The 16,224-nt window shown below is 59.5% G+C and carries 14 protein-coding genes, 4 tRNA genes and 1 riboswitch; of the genes, 11 read left to right on the top strand and 7 right to left on the bottom strand.

Annotated features, from left to right (window positions below; all coding sequences use genetic code 11):
• The first annotated feature begins 40 nt into the window (after positions 1 to 40).
• Positions 41 to 328 (top strand): topoisomerase II, encoded by a 288-nt coding sequence (locus CWE01_RS33005; RefSeq protein WP_100944740.1) that lies wholly within the window; start codon positions 41 to 43, stop codon positions 326 to 328.
• Between the two features lie 17 nt (positions 329 to 345).
• Positions 346 to 1,353: a succinylglutamate desuccinylase gene (gene astE / locus CWE01_RS33000; RefSeq protein ID WP_100944739.1), complete on the top strand. Its 1,008-nt coding sequence runs from the start codon at positions 346 to 348 to the stop codon at positions 1,351 to 1,353.
• Here astE and CWE01_RS32995 read toward each other — a convergent pair.
• The 3 genes from CWE01_RS32995 to CWE01_RS32985 all read right to left on the bottom strand — a co-directional run bounded on the left by CWE01_RS32995 (position 1,350) and on the right by CWE01_RS32985 (position 4,990).
• The gene (locus tag CWE01_RS32995; protein ID WP_100944738.1) at positions 1,350 to 2,852 is read right to left on the bottom strand and encodes a M91 family zinc metallopeptidase; all 1,503 of its coding nucleotides are present in this window, start codon (positions 2,850 to 2,852) and stop codon (positions 1,350 to 1,352) included. The genes astE and CWE01_RS32995 overlap by 4 nt on opposite strands.
• 43 nt (positions 2,853 to 2,895) lie before the next feature.
• On the bottom strand, positions 2,896 to 4,350 hold the full coding sequence (locus CWE01_RS32990) for a M91 family zinc metallopeptidase (RefSeq protein ID WP_100944737.1): 1,455 nt from the start codon (positions 4,348 to 4,350) through the stop codon (positions 2,896 to 2,898).
• A 148-nt stretch (positions 4,351 to 4,498) separates the two neighbouring features.
• Positions 4,499 to 4,990 (bottom strand): 6,7-dimethyl-8-ribityllumazine synthase, encoded by a 492-nt coding sequence (locus CWE01_RS32985; protein ID WP_100944736.1) that lies wholly within the window; start codon positions 4,988 to 4,990, stop codon positions 4,499 to 4,501.
• A 128-nt stretch (positions 4,991 to 5,118) separates the two neighbouring features.
• Positions 5,119 to 5,288: riboswitch (FMN riboswitch) on the bottom strand.
• A gap of 354 nt (positions 5,289 to 5,642) precedes the next feature.
• Between CWE01_RS32985 and alaS the strand changes: the two genes are divergently transcribed.
• The 6 genes from alaS (at position 5,643) to CWE01_RS32955 (ending at position 10,464) form a co-directional block, all read left to right on the top strand.
• Positions 5,643 to 8,267: an alanine--tRNA ligase gene (gene alaS / locus CWE01_RS32980; RefSeq protein ID WP_100944735.1), complete on the top strand. Its 2,625-nt coding sequence runs from the start codon at positions 5,643 to 5,645 to the stop codon at positions 8,265 to 8,267.
• 95 nt (positions 8,268 to 8,362) lie between these two features.
• Positions 8,363 to 9,604, top strand: coding sequence for an aspartate kinase (locus CWE01_RS32975; protein ID WP_100944734.1), 1,242 nt, complete (start codon positions 8,363 to 8,365; stop codon positions 9,602 to 9,604).
• 186 nt (positions 9,605 to 9,790) lie between these two features.
• On the top strand, positions 9,791 to 9,979 hold the full coding sequence (csrA, locus tag CWE01_RS32970) for a carbon storage regulator CsrA (RefSeq protein WP_002554426.1): 189 nt from the start codon (positions 9,791 to 9,793) through the stop codon (positions 9,977 to 9,979).
• A 61-nt stretch (positions 9,980 to 10,040) separates the two neighbouring features.
• A tRNA-Ser gene (locus tag CWE01_RS32965) sits at positions 10,041 to 10,131 on the top strand.
• A gap of 108 nt (positions 10,132 to 10,239) precedes the next feature.
• Positions 10,240 to 10,316 (top strand) — tRNA-Arg (locus CWE01_RS32960).
• A 71-nt stretch (positions 10,317 to 10,387) separates the two neighbouring features.
• Positions 10,388 to 10,464: transfer RNA gene (locus tag CWE01_RS32955), tRNA-Arg, on the top strand.
• 65 nt (positions 10,465 to 10,529) lie between these two features.
• Here CWE01_RS32955 and CWE01_RS32950 read toward each other — a convergent pair.
• Positions 10,530 to 10,997 carry a cell envelope protein SmpA gene (locus CWE01_RS32950; RefSeq protein WP_100944733.1) on the bottom strand — a complete coding sequence of 156 codons (468 nt, stop codon included), beginning with the start codon at positions 10,995 to 10,997 and terminating at the stop codon, positions 10,530 to 10,532.
• A gap of 320 nt (positions 10,998 to 11,317) precedes the next feature.
• Here CWE01_RS32950 and mgtE point away from each other — a divergent pair, with 320 nt between their 5' ends.
• Positions 11,318 to 12,760, top strand: coding sequence for a magnesium transporter (gene mgtE / locus CWE01_RS32945; protein ID WP_100944732.1), 1,443 nt, complete (start codon positions 11,318 to 11,320; stop codon positions 12,758 to 12,760).
• Between the two features lie 68 nt (positions 12,761 to 12,828).
• Here the strand turns inward: mgtE and CWE01_RS32940 are convergent, their stop codons facing one another.
• The 3 genes from CWE01_RS32940 to CWE01_RS32925 form a co-directional block, all read right to left on the bottom strand.
• Entirely contained in the window at positions 12,829 to 13,155 is a 327-nt protein-coding gene (locus CWE01_RS32940) for an Arc family DNA-binding protein (protein ID WP_040070182.1), read from the bottom strand.
• 353 nt (positions 13,156 to 13,508) lie between these two features.
• Complete coding sequence (locus tag CWE01_RS32930) at positions 13,509 to 13,700, bottom strand: PA3371 family protein (protein ID WP_100944730.1); 192 nt, start codon at positions 13,698 to 13,700, stop codon at positions 13,509 to 13,511.
• Between the two features lie 23 nt (positions 13,701 to 13,723).
• Positions 13,724 to 13,945 carry a hypothetical protein gene (locus CWE01_RS32925; RefSeq protein ID WP_100944729.1) on the bottom strand — a complete coding sequence of 74 codons (222 nt, stop codon included), beginning with the start codon at positions 13,943 to 13,945 and terminating at the stop codon, positions 13,724 to 13,726.
• Positions 13,946 to 14,302: 357 nt separating this feature from the next.
• Between CWE01_RS32925 and CWE01_RS32920 the strand changes: the two genes are divergently transcribed.
• Both CWE01_RS32920 and CWE01_RS32915 read left to right on the top strand, forming a co-directional pair.
• Positions 14,303 to 14,379: transfer RNA gene (locus tag CWE01_RS32920), tRNA-Arg, on the top strand.
• A gap of 120 nt (positions 14,380 to 14,499) precedes the next feature.
• Positions 14,500 to 16,044: a class I SAM-dependent methyltransferase gene (locus tag CWE01_RS32915; RefSeq protein WP_100944728.1), complete on the top strand. Its 1,545-nt coding sequence runs from the start codon at positions 14,500 to 14,502 to the stop codon at positions 16,042 to 16,044.
• Positions 16,045 to 16,224: the final 180 nt, after the last annotated feature.

Raw genomic sequence — 16,224 nt, 5'->3', positions numbered from 1 at the left:
CTGGAGCGCGGCGTTTTACTTCCAGACGAGAGCCTAAAACATGAGCGATACCCTGCAGCTGATCCTTGAAGACACCGATGGCACTCAACTGGAAACCTCCTGCACCCGCGTCGCGGTGATCTGGCAGGGCAAGGAATTGTGGATTCAGCACGACGGCCGCGGCCAACTGCTGATCGGTGTCGATGTGGAGGAAGGCGATGCCGAATACGCCAACCTGCTGCTGCGCCCACTGGCGACCAACCTGGTCAGCCTGCAACTGGAGATGGAGCCGGCCGATATCGGCGAAGACGATCATGTCCACGGCCCCGACTGCGATCACCATCACTGATTAAGGAATACCGCGCCATGCTCGCCCTCGGCAAACTGCTTGAACTGACCCTCGCCGGTCATGAACCGGCGGAGAAGACTCAACTGACGGTCGACGGTGTGCGCATGCGCTGGCTGAGTGAGGGCGCACTCGAAGTGCGGCCTCCCGAGGCCCGGGACAACGGGCTGGACCTGCTGTTGTCCGCCGGTATCCACGGTAACGAAACAGCGCCGATCGAGCTGCTCGATCGCCTGTTGCACGACATTGCCCGGGGCGACCTCAAGCCCCGTGCCCGCATTCTGTTCCTGTTCGGCAACCCTGAAGCGATACGTCGCGGCGAGCGTTTTGTCGAGCAGGACGTCAACCGGCTGTTCAATGGCCGGCATGAGCTGAGCAGTGGCAGCGAAGCCTTGCGCGCTTGCGAGCTGGAGCGCCTGGCGGCGAGTTTCTTCAGCCTGCCGGATCGCGAGCGCCTGCACTATGACCTGCACACCGCCATTCGTGGTTCGAAGATCGAACAGTTCGCGCTCTATCCGTACAAGGAAGGGCGTGCGCATTCACGTCGCGAGCTGGCCCGCCTGCGCGCGGCCGGGATGACGGCGGTGCTGTTGCAGAACAAGCCCTCCATCGTCTTCAGCAGCTACACCTACGACAAGCTGGGCGCCGAGTCCTTTACCCTGGAGCTGGGCAAGGCCCGTCCGTTCGGGCAGAACGAGGGCGTGGATGTTTCGCGCCTGGAGCTGCGCCTCAAGCAGATCATCGAGGGCAGCGAGCCGGCCACCGATGAAACGCTCGAAGGTTTGCAACTGTTCAGCGTGGCGCGGGAAATCATCAAGCACAGTGACAGTTTCCTGATGCACTTGCCGGCGGATATCGAGAACTTCTCGGAACTGCCCAAGGGTTACCTGCTGGCCGAGGACCTGGCGAACAGTCGCTGGGTCGTGGAAGAGCAGGGCGCGCGGATCATTTTCCCCAACCCGAAGGTGAAAAACGGCCTGCGGGCGGGGATCCTGGTGGTGCCGTCCAGCGACGAGACGCTGGTTTAGTCAGGCTTTACCCGGGTTCGCGGGGCCAATCCCAACTCTTCACGCAAGCCGTTTTCGGTGAAGGGCGCCGGGTTGGTGTCCAGGGGCGGAGTGCTCGGGTCTGCGTCGAAATCGAAGGGCCTGGCTTCCGCCGGCAAGCCTATGGCTTGGAGTTCTTCATTCGGTACTCTGCGTGTGGATTTGTCGTCACGCGGGCCGTCGAAGCCATCCCCTGGGAAAGACGTTCCGGTCATTCTGTTATAGACATGGCAGAGTTCGTGGTAGAGCACCACGACGCCGGGGGTTGCGTCGATTTCAACGGCGGGGTTGTAGTGAATGCTCCCCCCCGGGAGCCCGTTTCCTGCGCGGGTATCTCTGATGTAGGGATCGCCCGGGGCCTGGGCATTGACCAGAAACAGCGCATTCCTCTCATACTCCAGCGGGTTGATCGCGACGGCGATGCCATGTTTCCTGGCCGTTTTATTCAACACCTTTAGCAGCTGGCTGCCCCGGGGAGAGCCGCCGATCAGCCTCAGGTCGTCATTGACCCGGTCCTGGAATTCCGGGGAGCCGTTGACCACGATACCGGTCTGCTCCAGGCTCAGGTTGCCGAGCAGGGTGATCTGAAAACCTTCGGCAGACGAGGCGTGAACACGCAATTCCTCGGCATCGGCGGGTGGCTGGGGGGCGGTCTGGAACAACTGGTCGCGGGGATCGTTGCTGAAGACCTGATCCGTAGGTTTGATCAACATGACCGTGTCCCGACCTGCTCCGGTGTAGATCGTGTTGGTCCCGACGCCGGCCAGGATCGAGTCGTCGCCGTCGTTGCCACTGAGGATGCTGTGTCCCCGACCGCCGATCAGCAGATCGTTGCCTTGCCCGCCGTTGAGCAGATGACGGCTGTCGTCCAGGCTTGCGGTGGCGCTGATATGATCGTTGCCGGCGCCGCCGTAGACGGTCGCGTCACCTTCGACAAAAATCATGTCGTTGCCTTCTCCGGCCTCAATATAGGCCTTGCCCCCGCCGGTAGTGATGAAGTCATCGCCTGGGCCGGCATGGATCTGGGTTTCGCTGCCTTCGCTGTGGATGACATCGTCGCCGTCGGCTGTTTCGACGATCACCTGGATTTTTACCTGTTCGTCGACCGTCACCCGGTCCGGACCCGCGCCGGTGCGAATGATCAGTCGCTGCTCGGAAGAGGCCGGGTTCATCAGGTAACGCTCATGGTTGATGTCGACTATCAATTGCCCCTGCGGGCAGTGGACCCTGATGGTGTCAGCGCTGTCGCCAGTGGTGAAGATCAGGTAATCCAGCGGCGGGTATCCTGGCTTGTAGGGGGTCGAAACGATCTTTCGCTCTATCAGGACCGGGTCATTCTCCGCCGAGAGCCGGTAGATTGAGGTCGGTTTGTAGTCGTCCTGGTATTCCTGGACGATCTGGTAGTGTTCATCAATGGAACGAGCATTGCCGTCTATCAGGCGCTCGGAGCTGACCGGCGGGGTGTCAGGAAAATGGTTCATGAAGGCTCCGTTAAGGTCGGGTGCGGATGGAAGGCGAATCCGTTTACTCTTCCCGGTATTGCTTGCGCGGCGGAATACCGAACTCCAGGCGCAGCCCGTTTTCGGTAAAGGCCTCGGGGTTGGTGGTCAGGGGCGGTGTCGCGGGATTGGCGTCGAAGTCGAAGGCCGGGGCGTGAGCCGCCAACCCGACGGCCTGGAGCTCCGCGTTGGGGACCGAGTCGCGAGGCTTGCCCGCGTCCACACCGTCTGCCCCCCAACCGGGAAAAATCGTCCCTGTCACGTGGTTATAGGCATGGCACAGCTCGTGGTAGAGATGAACGATGCTGGTGACTTCGCCCTTGAGAAACGAGGGGTTGTAATACACCGTACAACCGAGGGCCGGAGCTCCGACCTTGCCATCGTGGATAAACGGGTCGCCCTGCTGCGCGCGTCCCGGAAAGCACATGCCGTTTTCTTCCTCGGTCAATTCCTTGATCAGCACGGGCACGCCGCTCTTGTGCGCGATCTGACCCAGGGCACCCAGCAGTTGCCGGCCGTTGCCGGAGCCCAGCAGCAGTCTGAGGTCGTCATTGACCCGTTCCTGGAACCGGGGCGTGCCATCGACGATCACGCCGCAACTGTCCAGTCCCTTGGCGGCGATGATGACGCCGGGATCATCGGGAATAGTCGCTGGCGCGGGTTCGGAGGCGGAGTAGGCATTGAACAGTTGGACGCCGGGTCTCAGGTGGGCGACGAAGTCCGTGCCTGTTCCGGTGTAGATCGTCGTGCGGCCGAGACCGGGGGTGATCTGATCGTCGCCGTCGCCACCGCTGAGCACGTTGTGGCCTTTGCCGCCCAATAGCACATCGTCGCCCTGGCCACCGTCGATGAAACAACTGCCTTCGCCTGCGCTCAAGGTGTCATGGCCCTGGCCTCCATAGACGGTCATGGGGCCGTTGCCATGGGCGCTGACAATATCGTTGCCGTCCCCGGCTTCGATATAGCTGGCGCCGGAGCGCGTGAAAATCCGATCGTTGCCAGGTCCCGCATCGACCTTGGTGAAGCCGCCCCCGCAAAACAATCGGTCGTTTCCCGCTCCTGAATGGATGAACACCGCGATCCGTACCTCGTCGTCCACCCTGATATCGTCATCGCCGCCTTGTGTGTCCAGCACGATGACCTGCCCGGAGGAGACGGTTGTCAGGTGATAACGCCAGCCATTGATATCCAGCACTAGATGATCGGACTGGTACAGATGCACGCGGTTGTCGCTGCCACCGATGGTGAAACGCAGATGATCGGCCGGTCCCCGGTAGTCGGGCGGGGCCTTGAGTTGCTGGCGTTCCACCCGGACGTTTTTATCCAGGTGGAGCCGGTGGGTGTGCAGGATCCTCTGGTCGTCAGGGTACTGGTTCAAGGGTTCGACAAGGGAATGCGCGGTTTCGATGGTGCCGTCGATCCAGTGTTCCTGGTGAGGCATGACCGGCTGGCTTGGGCCAAGTCTGGAGAAGTCGTTCACGTTGAGGTGTCTCCGCAGGCGGTGGTTCTCGAAAGCCCTGGTAGGGCGAAATGTCGAGTTCACTTAACTGCAAAGACGAAGCGGGGAGAGCGTAGATAGTTATGCATTGGCAATGACCTGCCGGCCCGGGCCGGCAGGTGCGGGGCAGTCAGACCGCCAGTTTCTGCGCTGCCGGGCGTGGCAGGGCACGCAGTTTGCTCAGGGTGTCGGCGCAGGTTTTGGCCGCTTCCTGGCCCTTGTGCACGAAGTGATCGAAGAAGAACTTCTGGTGTTCTTCACCCGCGTGGAAGTGGTGTGGGGTCAAGACCACTGAAAACACCGGCACTTCGGTGTCCAGCTGGACCTGCATCAGGCCGTCGATCACCGCGGTGGCGACGAAGTCGTGGCGATAGATCCCGCCGTCGACCACCAGGCCTGCGGCAACCACGCCGGCATAACGCCCGGACTTGGCCAGCAGCTTGGCATGCAGGGGAATTTCGAACGCGCCGCCGACTTCAAAGAAATCGATATCGCTTTCCTGATAGCCCAGCTTGGCGATTTCCGAGACGAAGCCGTGGCGCGCCTGATCGACAATATCCTTGTGCCAGCAGGCCTGGATGAAGGCGATACGTTGGTTGTGATGAATCGTGGTGGGTTGCATCTGTTCTGACTCCTGTTTGTGTGAAAAACAGGGCGATATGAATCGAATGGGATTCAAGGGTACGTTCAGCGTCGCCGTGGGATGCTCGCAGGCATCTACGGATTCAGCGGACGGCCCCTGGGTCTCAATCCCGTTCTCTCTTCATCCGGACTATGACCGTCGGCCCCGGGATCACACCGGGTCTGCTGACCTTGTCGAGCCACAGCCAAGGCCGTGGAAATCGTCAAGCGCTCGCGGGCTAGACGCATTGCGCGCCATTACCGCCGGTGGGGAATTGCACCCCGCCCTGAGAACGTTGCCGCCAGACTTTCTGGCAGCGCCCAGTTTTTAACATATATTTTCAGAGGGCGCATGTCGTCGTTTCGATAATGACTATCGAAATTCTTCAGCAAACGTCGGCGCGACCTGTCGTCGAACACGCTGAAACGACCCGGGGTATAGGGACACCCGGCGTACGCAAATTGAACAAGTTGTTGCAGTATTGGCCGAATTTGGCCGTGAATGAGGTAGCAGGCGGTCCAATTGACGGTTTCTATCGTATAAACACACTGTACCCAAGGCGCAGGGCCGATATAATGCGGCCCTTTGCAAGTCGCAAACCCTTTTGGATGTGATGCACTTGCGTTTGGCCGCAGACTCCGTGGAAGAACCTATGAAAAGCGCAGAAATCCGTGAAGCCTTCCTTCGCTTCTTCGAACAGCAAGGCCACACCCGTGTAGCCTCCAGCTCTTTGATTCCGGGCAACGACCCGACCCTGCTGTTCACCAACGCGGGGATGAACCAGTTCAAGGACTGCTTCCTGGGCCAGGAAAAGCGCGCCTACACCCGCGCGGTCAGCAGTCAGAAATGCGTGCGCGCCGGCGGCAAGCACAACGACCTGGAAAACGTCGGTTATACCGCCCGTCACCACACCTTTTTCGAAATGCTCGGCAACTTCAGCTTCGGTGACTATTTCAAGCGTGATGCGATCACCTTCGCCTGGACCTTCCTGACCTCGGACAAGTGGCTGAACCTGCCGAAGGAAAAGCTCTGGGTCACGGTCTATGCGACCGACGACGAAGCCTACGATATCTGGACCAAGGAAGTCGGCGTGCCGGCCGAGCGCATGGTCCGTATCGGTGACAACAAGGGCGCGCCTTATGCGTCCGACAACTTCTGGACCATGGGCGATACCGGCCCGTGTGGTCCGTGCACCGAGATTTTCTACGATCACGGCGCCGATATCTGGGGCGGCCCACCCGGCTCGCCGGAAGAAGACGGCGACCGCTACATCGAAATCTGGAACAACGTGTTCATGCAGTTCAACCGCACCGCCGACGGCGTGTTGCATCCGTTGCCGGCACCGTCGGTGGACACCGGCATGGGCCTGGAGCGGATCAGTGCGGTACTGCAGCACGTTCACTCCAACTATGAAATCGACCTGTTCCAGAGCCTGCTGAGCGCTTCGGCCCAGGCCATCGGTTGCACCAACGACAACCAGGCGTCCCTGAAAGTCGTCGCCGACCATATTCGCTCCTGCGGCTTCCTGATTGCCGACGGCGTGCTGCCGTCCAACGAAGGCCGTGGCTATGTGCTGCGTCGGATCATTCGTCGGGCCTGCCGTCATGGCAACAAGCTGGGCGCCAAGGGCAGCTTCTTCTATCAGATCGTTGCGGCCCTGGTCGCCGAGATGGGCGAAGCCTTCCCTGAGCTGAAATCCCAGCAGGCGCATATCGAGCGCGTGCTCAAGGCTGAAGAAGAGCAGTTCGCCAAGACCCTGGAGCAGGGCTTGAAGATCCTCGAGCAGGACCTGGCCGAGCTCAAGGGCTCGGTGGTTCCGGGCGACGTGGTGTTCAAGCTGTATGACACCTACGGTTTCCCGATGGACCTGACCGGCGACATCGCCCGCGAACGCAGCCTGACCCTCGACGAGGCCGGTTTCGAGCGCGAGATGGAAGCCCAGCGCGTGCGTGCACGTTCGGCCAGCTCCTTCGGCATGGACTACAACAGCCTGGTCAAGGTCGACGTCGCCACCGAGTTCACCGGCTACAGTGCTACCAGCGGTTCGGCGAAAGTCGTGGCGCTCTATAAAGAAGGGCAGTCGGTCGACGTCTTGAATGAAGGCGAAGAGGGCGTTGTCGTCCTCGACCAGACGCCGTTCTATGCGGAGTCGGGCGGCCAGGTCGGTGATTGCGGTTATCTCAAGGCGGCTGCCGGCCGCTTTGAGGTGCGCGACACCACCAAGACCGGCGGCGCGTTCCTGCACCACGGTGTCCTGGCACAGGGCAGCTTGCTGGTCGGGGCCCAGGTTGACGCCCAGGTGGCTGCCGATGTGCGCCACGCCACGTCCCTGAACCACTCGGCCACGCACCTGCTGCACGCCGCGTTGCGCCAGGTGTTGGGCGAGCACGTCCAGCAGAAGGGTTCGTTGGTCGACAGTCAGCGCCTGCGCTTCGACTTCAGCCACTTCGAAGCCATCAAGCCGGAGCAGCTCAAGGCCCTGGAAGACATCGTCAACGCCGAGATCCGCAAGAACTCGGCAGTGGAAACCGAAGAAACCGATATCGACACCGCCAAGAAGAAAGGCGCCATGGCGCTGTTCGGCGAGAAGTACGGTGACAACGTTCGGGTACTGAGCATGGGCGGCGATTTCTCCGTTGAGCTGTGTGGCGGTATCCACGCCAACCGCACCGGCGATATCGGCCTGCTGAAAATTACCAGCGAAGGCGGCGTCGCCTCGGGCGTACGGCGTATCGAAGCGGTCACGGGGGCTGCGGCACTGGCTTACCTGAACGCTGCGGAAGAGCAACTCAAGGAAGCCGCGAACCTGATCAAGGGCAGTCGCGACAACCTGATCGACAAGCTGTCGGCGGTGCTGGAACGCAACCGCCTGCTGGAAAAACAGCTCGAGCAATTGCAGGCCAAGGCCGCCAGCGCGGCGGGCGACGACCTGTCGGCTTCGGCCCTGGACGTCAAGGGCGTCAAGGTCCTGGCCGTGCGCCTGGATGGGCAGGATGGCAAGGCGCTGCTGGCGCTGGTCGATCAACTGAAAAACAAACTCGGTCGCGCAGTGATCCTGCTCGGCAGTGTCCATGAGGAAAAGGTCGTTCTGGTCGCAGGCGTGACCAAGGACCTGACTGGCCAACTCAAAGCCGGTGATCTGATGAAACAAGCCGCTGCGGCAGTGGGCGGGAAGGGCGGCGGTCGTCCGGACATGGCGCAAGGCGGCGGTATCGACGCTGCGCAACTGGATGCCGCGCTGGCCCTGACCGTACCCTTTGTCGAACAGGGCGTTTAAGGCCGCGACGGGTGCCTGCTGTCTAGTGGCAGGCACCACAGCTGTGAAGTTGAATGATTAATGGGCGCCCCTTTACGGGCTGAGGCGGCTTAGAAATGGCTTTGATCGTACAGAAATTCGGAGGTACCTCGGTCGGCTCCGTCGAGAGAATCGAGCAGGTAGCCGACAAGGTTAAGAAGTTCCGTGAGGCCGGTGATGACCTGGTGGTTGTACTGTCCGCGATGAGCGGCGAGACCAACCGCCTGATCGAGCTGGCCAAGCAGATCAGTGGCGATCAGCAGCCGGTTCCCCGTGAACTGGATGTGATCGTTTCCACCGGCGAGCAGGTGACCATTGCCTTGCTGGCCATGGCGCTGATCAAGCGCGGTGTGCCGGCGGTCTCGTACACCGGCAACCAGGTGCGAATCCTGACCGACAGCGCGCACAATAAGGCGCGCATCCTGCAGATCGATGATCAGAAGATTCGTGGCGATCTGAAGGCCGGTCGCGTGGTCGTGGTCGCCGGTTTCCAGGGCGTCGACGAGCACGGCAATATCACCACCCTCGGGCGTGGCGGTTCCGACACCACCGGCGTGGCGCTGGCGGCAGCCTTGAAGGCTGACGAATGTCAGATCTACACCGACGTCGACGGCGTCTACACCACCGATCCGCGCGTCGTCGCCCAGGCCCAGCGCCTGGACAAGATCACCTTCGAAGAGATGCTGGAAATGGCCAGCCTCGGTTCCAAGGTGTTGCAGATCCGTGCGGTCGAGTTCGCCGGCAAGTACAACGTTCCGCTGCGCGTCCTGCACAGCTTCAAAGAGGGTCCGGGTACCCTCATTACTATTGATGAAGAGGAATCCATGGAACAGCCGATCATTTCCGGCATCGCCTTCAACCGCGATGAAGCCAAGCTGACCATCCGTGGCGTGCCAGACACCCCCGGCGTGGCCTTCAAGATTCTCGGCCCGATCAGTGCCGCGAACATCGAAGTCGACATGATCGTGCAGAACGTTGCGCACGATAACACCACCGACTTCACCTTCACCGTGCACCGCAATGACTACCAGGCCGCGCAAACCGTCCTGGAAAACACCGCGCGTGAGATCGGTGCCCGTGAAGTGGTCGGCGACACCAAGATCGCCAAGGTGTCGATCGTTGGCGTCGGCATGCGCTCCCACGCTGGCGTGGCCAGCCGCATGTTCGAGGCCCTGGCCAAGGAAAGCATCAATATCCAGATGATCTCGACCTCGGAGATCAAGGTCTCCGTGGTGATCGAAGAGAAGTACCTGGAGTTGGCGGTACGGGCGCTGCACACGGCTTTCGAGCTGGACGCACCGGCCCGACAGGGCGAGTGACGCGTAGTCCCCAAGGGCGCGGTTGAACCGCGCCCTTTGTTTTTCTTGATAGGCGTGGGTGGGTGCTGTTCTTTTGCCTGCGCTGGTCAATACTTAGGGGTGTAGGGCAATGGCTATATAGCCTGTAAGCCGAAGCCCTTTTTGCAGACTGTTGTCCCTGAACTGAAGTGCGTGTAGGAGAAAGGTATGCTGATTCTGACTCGTCGGTGCGCAGAGAGCCTGATCATCGGTGACGGTGAAATCACTGTGACCGTGCTTGGCGTCAAAGGAAATCAAGTACGAATTGGGGTCAATGCCCCCAAGGAAGTGGCCGTACACCGTGAGGAAATCTACCTGCGGATCAAGAAAGAGAAGGACGAAGAACCAAGCCATTAATTTTATTTGATTTTTTGCTTTGCAAACGGGGAAAGGTTGGTTATTATACGCCCCGTGTTGCGGAGAGGTGGCCGAGTGGCCGAAGGCGCTCCCCTGCTAAGGGAGTACACCTCAAAAGGGTGTCGGGGGTTCGAATCCCCCCTTCTCCGCCATTATTTGTGTAGTACGTGTGAGTCTGGCTTCTTCGGTAAGTTGTTGAAATTACTAGAAAAAAGCGCTTTACAAAAAGATTTCACGGCCTATAATGCGCGGCATCAAATGCACTCGTAGCTCAGCTGGATAGAGTACTCGGCTACGAACCGAGCGGTCACAGGTTCGAATCCTGTCGAGTGCACCATTTAAGCGTTGTGGGTAGTGATACAAACAACGTGGCTTCAACCAGTTGTGATCTGGTCTAAAAACACACATGCACTCGTAGCTCAGCTGGATAGAGTACTCGGCTACGAACCGAGCGGTCACAGGTTCGAATCCTGTCGAGTGCACCATACACCAAGAAGCCCGCACTGGTTGCGGGCTTTTTGCTGTCTGGCGTTTGAGTATGTGACGCCGGCTAGCCTTTGACACATCCTTTCTCATCCAGCACCACCAGACTGCTACGACCCCGCTTCAGGTTGTAGTGATAGCGCGTTGCGGTGTTGCTCGTGCTGATCCGATCCGGCCTGCCCAGGGCGCTTTCCACTTCCAGGCGACTCATGCCGGGACGAACCTGCTGATTGATGATCGCCCGACGTTTTTCCTGTGGGCTTAACAGATTGGCGCAGCCGTCATCATGTTCACCGACTACGGTCAGCTCCCTTGGTGTTGCGGTGACTGGTTTCGCTCTGTTGAGCGGGACAGGCCTGCTTCCTGGTGCGGGGTTGTGCGCGCGCTGGGGCTGCAGCGTTTCGTTTGCCGCGCAACCCAGTGTGGTAAAGGTGATATGGCCGCTGTCGCTCTCGCAGCGATGGACGATGGCGGCGCCGGCCGGGAAGGGCAGGCAGAGTGCGAGCAGCAGTGATAGATGGCTTCCGGGTAGCATCGGACGTCCTCCTTGACGATCATTCACTCAGCCTAGTCGTGGGCTGTTGCCTGGGGCGTGTGTTTTCTTTTCAGGATGAGTCGTCGTAGGGAAAAGGCCGGCGCAAAGCCTCGGCCAGGTGTTGCAAGCGCTTGTTCTTGCCAAGATTTCTGGTCTTGAAAGGGTGGGGACAGTGTATGATTGCGCCCGTCAGCCCCGCCGGGGTTTTTGGAATATTTCCATGGACTTACCCAGTAGTTACTTAATCTCTCGCTTTGCCAATCACGAATTGACTGATTGATCCTTCCGGCGTGCCCCGCTGCTGGGAGTGGAGTTCGCCTATGACCGAAATTGAAGTAAAGAAAAGCCAGGACAGCCTGCAGGATCGTCTTGCCCAGGTCGTCGACCTGTTGCAGCGCCAGCGGGTGGTCGAAGACCTGACGCATCGTCAGGAAGGCCCTCATCACGACCGGGTGGAACACCTGGTGCACCGGCAGAACCTCGTCGAATTGCAGCGCAAGCTCGATGACCTGCACTCCGCCGACGTCGCCTATATTCTCGAAGCCTTGCCCCTGAACGATCGCCTGACCGTCTGGCAGTTGGTCAAGGCCGAGCGTGACGGCGATATCCTGCTCGAAGTGTCCGACTCCGTCCGTGAAACCCTGATCGCCGACATGGACGATCAGGAGCTCCTGGCCGCCGCCAAGGAAATGGACGCCGACGAACTCGCTGACCTGGCTCCCGAGCTGCCGCGAGACGTTGTCCACGAACTGATGGAAGCCCTCGATGGCCAGCAGCGTGAGCGTGTTCGCTCCGCGTTGTCCTATGACGAGGAGCAGGTCGGTGCGCTGATGGACTTCGAGATGGTCACCATCCGCGAAGACGTCAGCCTGGAAGTGGTATTGCGCTACCTGCGTCGGCTCAAGGAACTGCCGGGCCATACCGACAAACTGTTCGTGGTCGATTACGACGGCGTGCTCAAGGGCGTGCTGCCAATCAAGCGTCTGCTGGTCAACGATCCCGAGAAGCAGGTGGCCGATGTCATGGCCGGCGACCCGGTGACCTTTCACCCGGATGAGGATGCCTACGACGCGGCCCAGGCGTTCGAACGTTATGACCTGATTTCCGCGCCCGTGGTGGACAAGAACGGCAAGCTGATCGGCCGTCTGACCATTGATGAAATGGTCGACCTGATCCGTGAGGAAAGCGAAAGCGAAGTCCTCAACATGGCCGGTCTGCGCGAAGAGGAGGACATCTTTGCCTCGGTCTGGAAATCCCTGCGCAACCGCTGGGCGTGGCTGGCAATCAACCTGATCACGGCCTTTGTCGCTTCGCGGGTGATCGGCCTGTTCGAGGGCTCCATCGAGAAGCTGGTGGCCCTGGCCGCGCTGATGCCGATCGTGGCGGGCATCGGCGGCAACTCGGGTAACCAGACCATCACCATGATCGTACGCGCCATGGCGCTCGACCAGGTCAGTACCGGCAATACCTCGCGGCTGATGCGCAAGGAACTGGCGGTGGGTTTGATCAACGGTCTGGTGTGGGGCGGGGTGATCGGCGTGGTCGCTTATCTGCTTTACGGCAGCTGGTCGCTGGGTGTGGTGATGACCGCGGCGATGACCCTCAACCTCCTGCTGGCGGCCTTGATGGGCGTATTGATCCCCATGACCCTGGCGCGCCTGGGGCGCGACCCGGCGATGGGGGCGAGCGTGATGATCACCGCCATGACCGACAGCGGCGGCTTCTTCATCTTCCTGGGTCTGGCGACCATCTTCCTGCTCTAAACAGTTCCCCGCCAAATCCCAGGCAAAAAAAAGCCAGCACACCGCTGGCTTGAGCTTTCAGGGATGAATCAGCTGGCGTCTGCCATTTCGGCGGCGTCATGGGCGATCAGCGACACGAGTGCATTCTGCTGGCGATGGGAGAGCTGGCGGAAACGCTGGAGCAATTCGCGCTCATGCAGAGAGAGCTCAGGGCTGTCCAGCCGCATGCTCAACTCGTCGCCCAGTGCACCTTCCTGAATAAGGCTCTGTTCCAGGCGTGCAATGATCTCGGAATTCATGCTGCGGTGATGGTTACGAGCCACCTCGGCGATGCGTTCACGCATTCCATCGGGCAGACGCACGACGAATTTGTCAGCCGTACGGCTGGAATAAATTGCCTGTTTCAATGGGCGCATAGTTTTAAACCGGTTAGTTCAGGGGAGCGGTTCTCGGAATTGGCCGCAGGATGTCAGTAGGACAGCATGCTTGGCCAAATGTTCAACCTGAATTGAAATGAGGCCCGCATCATGCCTCAAATTTGCCAGATCCTTGGCGTCAATTCTGTGACAAATATTGAACTGGACAAGGGCAATATGCCAGCACCAATTATCAGAAATGCGCACTGGTTTGAAAGTTTCATCCAGTCACGCCCTGCTGATCGGCCATCCCGGGCCTGTCAGGAAGCGTCTGGCCTGGGCGCCGCGGATTTTACCCGCTGGCCTGGCCTTTTGCTTCTAATGTTAAAGCGTAGTGGCAATTTGCTGGTTTTCTAGTCTTCGGAGGTGCGCAAGACCGGATCGAAGCGGATTTTCCGACCAGCGAACAAAGCCAGGACGAAAAGGCCAGCAAACAGGCTGGTGGCGACGACCAGCGGTAGGGTGAAGGCGTCGGCGGGAACCATCCACAGGGCGGTGCTGGCGAACAAGGTCAGGATCAGGAAGGTGATGGCGTATCTGGACATGGGAATTCCTTGGTGGAGTGGGCTCAGAACGTCAGTCGGACCGTCTCGCCGGTGGCGACGGTTGCCTGGCGCTGCTCGCCCAGGGTGCTGCTGTGGGTCAGGTGATCGCTCATGACTGCCCGTTGTGCGGCCTGTTGTGGGCCTGCATGGGCGTAGGGCAGGGACTCTGGCTCCGGTTGAAAATGGAAAGCGGTCAGTGCGATCAATGCCAGTGCATTCAATGTCAAAAGAATGGGCGTATTCATCGAAAGGCTCTCCATGGCTGATACTGAATCAGGCGGTTTTCCGTGGAGAGAGTCAGAGCAGGCTGCATGCCAAGCTTTTTATCAGAAAAAACACTTTTAAAACAACAGCTTGGCTTTTGTTTCGGACGTGTGGACCATGCACTTTGCAATGATGGCGTTTTGTAATAATGCAAAATGCCCGATGAAACGTCTGACAGCTGCTACCGGGTGGCGCGTTGCGGTTGCTCAACACGCGCCGGGCTGCGCTCGCGGGAGGCAGCCTACGGTTAAAAAGCCCAGGGACGACATGACAAACGACGGCATGCCCGTTAACATGCACGCCGTCCTTCGCGCCGCCTGTCCTGGTGGCCGAGCGTTGTCCCAGTAGCTCAATTGGATAGAGCATCCCCCTCCTAAGGGGAAGGTTGGCCGTTCGAACCGGCCCTGGGACACCATCTAATTCCAAGCCTCCTGTCACCACACCTTATGCGAGATTTTCCGCTTGTGGTGCGCAATGGCGAGCCCTTATAAGGGGAATCTTTTTACTCTCGACAAAAGATGGAAGGATGTCAGCCATGAGCGAAGCTTGGAGTGAAGGCTATTTCACGGACGAAGGTTACACCTACGGGTATAGCCGGGAGATCAATCCGGTTTTCCAGCGCTACTGCCTGTTGTTGCGTGGCTTTGCAAGTCTGGAGAGTGCCAGCGCCTATCACTGCGAGTTGGGTTTTGGCCAGGGTGTTTCGGTCAATATCCATGCCGCGGCGAACCCGGGATGCTACGTAGGCACGGACTTCCATCCCGCCCAGGCGGCTCATGCCAGCGCGTTGGCGACCGCCTGCGGTAGCGATGCCCGGCTCTATGACGACAGCTTCGAACAATTACTGGCTCGTGATGACTTGCCGCAATTTGACAGCATCAGCTTGCATGGCATCTGGACCTGGGTCAGTCGTGATAACCAAAAGCTGATTGTCGAATTCGCCCGTCGATATCTCAAGCCTGGTGGTCTGCTATATATCAGCTACAACTGCTTTCCCGGCTGGTCTCCTTCGGCGCCGTTGCGTCAGCTGTTCAGCCTCCACGACCGCTTTGGCTCCAACGCCTCCGTGCGCCCGGCCGAACGTATAGACGCAGCGCTGCAATTTTCCGAGGCGCTGCTGGCGGCAAACCCCCAATACGCCAACACGGCTCCGAACCTGAGCGCCAAACTGCAGGGCATCAAGGGGCAGAATCGCCAGTACGTTGCCCATGAGTATTTCAATCGCGACTGGAACTGCATGTACTTCACTGACGTGGTGGATGCCCTGTCTCCCGCCAAGCTCGACTATGCCACGACGGCCGCGCCACTGGATTCGGTGGATCCGCTCAACCTGAACGCTGAAGGTATGGCGTTTCTGGAGAGTATCGAGCACCCGATCATGCGCGAGCAGGCGCGTGACTACTTCGTCAATCAGCATTTCCGTCGAGATCTGTACCTGCGTGGCGCTAGCAGATTGTCGGCTGCGGAGCGGCGCGAGGGCATGCTCAATACACGTTTTGTCATGCTTCAGGCGGCAGAAAGCGTACCGGGTGCCGTCAGCGGTCCGGCAGGCGAGGCCTCGCTGCTGGCGGAAATATACGCTCCCGTCCTTGAGGCCTTGGCGGCCAAGGCCTATGTACCGAAGACCTTGCGGCAATTGTTGGCGGCCACGCCCTCTGTGCCTTATGGCGACCTGGAACAGGCTATCAGTGTGCTGGTCGGTATGGGGGTCGTGGCACCTTGCCAGAGCGAGGCAGCCGAGAAGTTGGTTCAGACACGTTGCGCGGCCCTCAATCTGCATCTGTGTAAACGCTCGTTGTTCAATAACCATATCCAGATCCTTGCCAGCCCGGTGACCGGAGGCGGTGTGCCGATCAGCCGCTTCCAGCAATTGTTCCTGATATCGATCAAGCAAGGTAAAAAGTACCCGGCCGAATGGGCGCAACTGGCATGGGGCATCCTCGGCGAACAGGGTGAGGGCATCGTCAAGGAGGGTAGGCCCCTGAGCACGGCCGAAGAAAATATGGCCGAATTGCTGGCGCAGGCCAAAGCATTTGAAGAGAAATCACTGGTCATTCTCAAGGCGTTGAAAATCGTTTGAGCGTAGGTATATCTGGCGCTGTGGCCAGGTACCAGATATACGAAGGCATTTGCCCGGGGCAGCCTGGAGCGGGAACAGGTTCTGATTCCCGCTATTGCTATATATAGAGGAAGGCCGGCCCCTTGGGGCCGGCCTTCTGCTTTTCCGCTGTTTTTTGATCCTTATGACAGAAAAGTGAAA

Source organism: Pseudomonas sp. QS1027, assembly GCF_002814235.1.
Lineage (GTDB): Bacteria > Pseudomonadota > Gammaproteobacteria > Pseudomonadales > Pseudomonadaceae > Aquipseudomonas.
This window is presented reverse-complemented; position numbering and strand designations above follow the sequence as displayed.

Bases quoted from the DNA above. Each gene is read 5' to 3' on its own strand.
- CWE01_RS32950 (WP_100944733.1), bottom strand. From the start codon at position 10,997: ATGCTACCCGGAAGCCATCTATCACTGCTGCTCGCACTCTGCCTGCCC.
- CWE01_RS32995 (WP_100944738.1), bottom strand. From the start codon at position 2,852: ATGAACCATTTTCCTGACACCCCGCCGGTCAGCTCCGAGCGCCTGATA.
- astE (WP_100944739.1), top strand. From the start codon at position 346: ATGCTCGCCCTCGGCAAACTGCTTGAACTGACCCTCGCCGGTCATGAA.
- CWE01_RS32975 (WP_100944734.1), top strand. From the start codon at position 8,363: ATGGCTTTGATCGTACAGAAATTCGGAGGTACCTCGGTCGGCTCCGTC.
- CWE01_RS32915 (WP_100944728.1), top strand. From the start codon at position 14,500: ATGAGCGAAGCTTGGAGTGAAGGCTATTTCACGGACGAAGGTTACACC.
- alaS (WP_100944735.1), top strand. From the start codon at position 5,643: ATGAAAAGCGCAGAAATCCGTGAAGCCTTCCTTCGCTTCTTCGAACAG.
- mgtE (WP_100944732.1), top strand. From the start codon at position 11,318: ATGACCGAAATTGAAGTAAAGAAAAGCCAGGACAGCCTGCAGGATCGT.
- csrA (WP_002554426.1), top strand. From the start codon at position 9,791: ATGCTGATTCTGACTCGTCGGTGCGCAGAGAGCCTGATCATCGGTGAC.
- CWE01_RS33005 (WP_100944740.1), top strand. From the start codon at position 41: ATGAGCGATACCCTGCAGCTGATCCTTGAAGACACCGATGGCACTCAA.
- CWE01_RS32985 (WP_100944736.1), bottom strand. From the start codon at position 4,990: ATGCAACCCACCACGATTCATCACAACCAACGTATCGCCTTCATCCAG.
- CWE01_RS32940 (WP_040070182.1), bottom strand. From the start codon at position 13,155: ATGCGCCCATTGAAACAGGCAATTTATTCCAGCCGTACGGCTGACAAA.
- CWE01_RS32930 (WP_100944730.1), bottom strand. From the start codon at position 13,700: ATGTCCAGATACGCCATCACCTTCCTGATCCTGACCTTGTTCGCCAGC.
- CWE01_RS32925 (WP_100944729.1), bottom strand. From the start codon at position 13,945: ATGAATACGCCCATTCTTTTGACATTGAATGCACTGGCATTGATCGCA.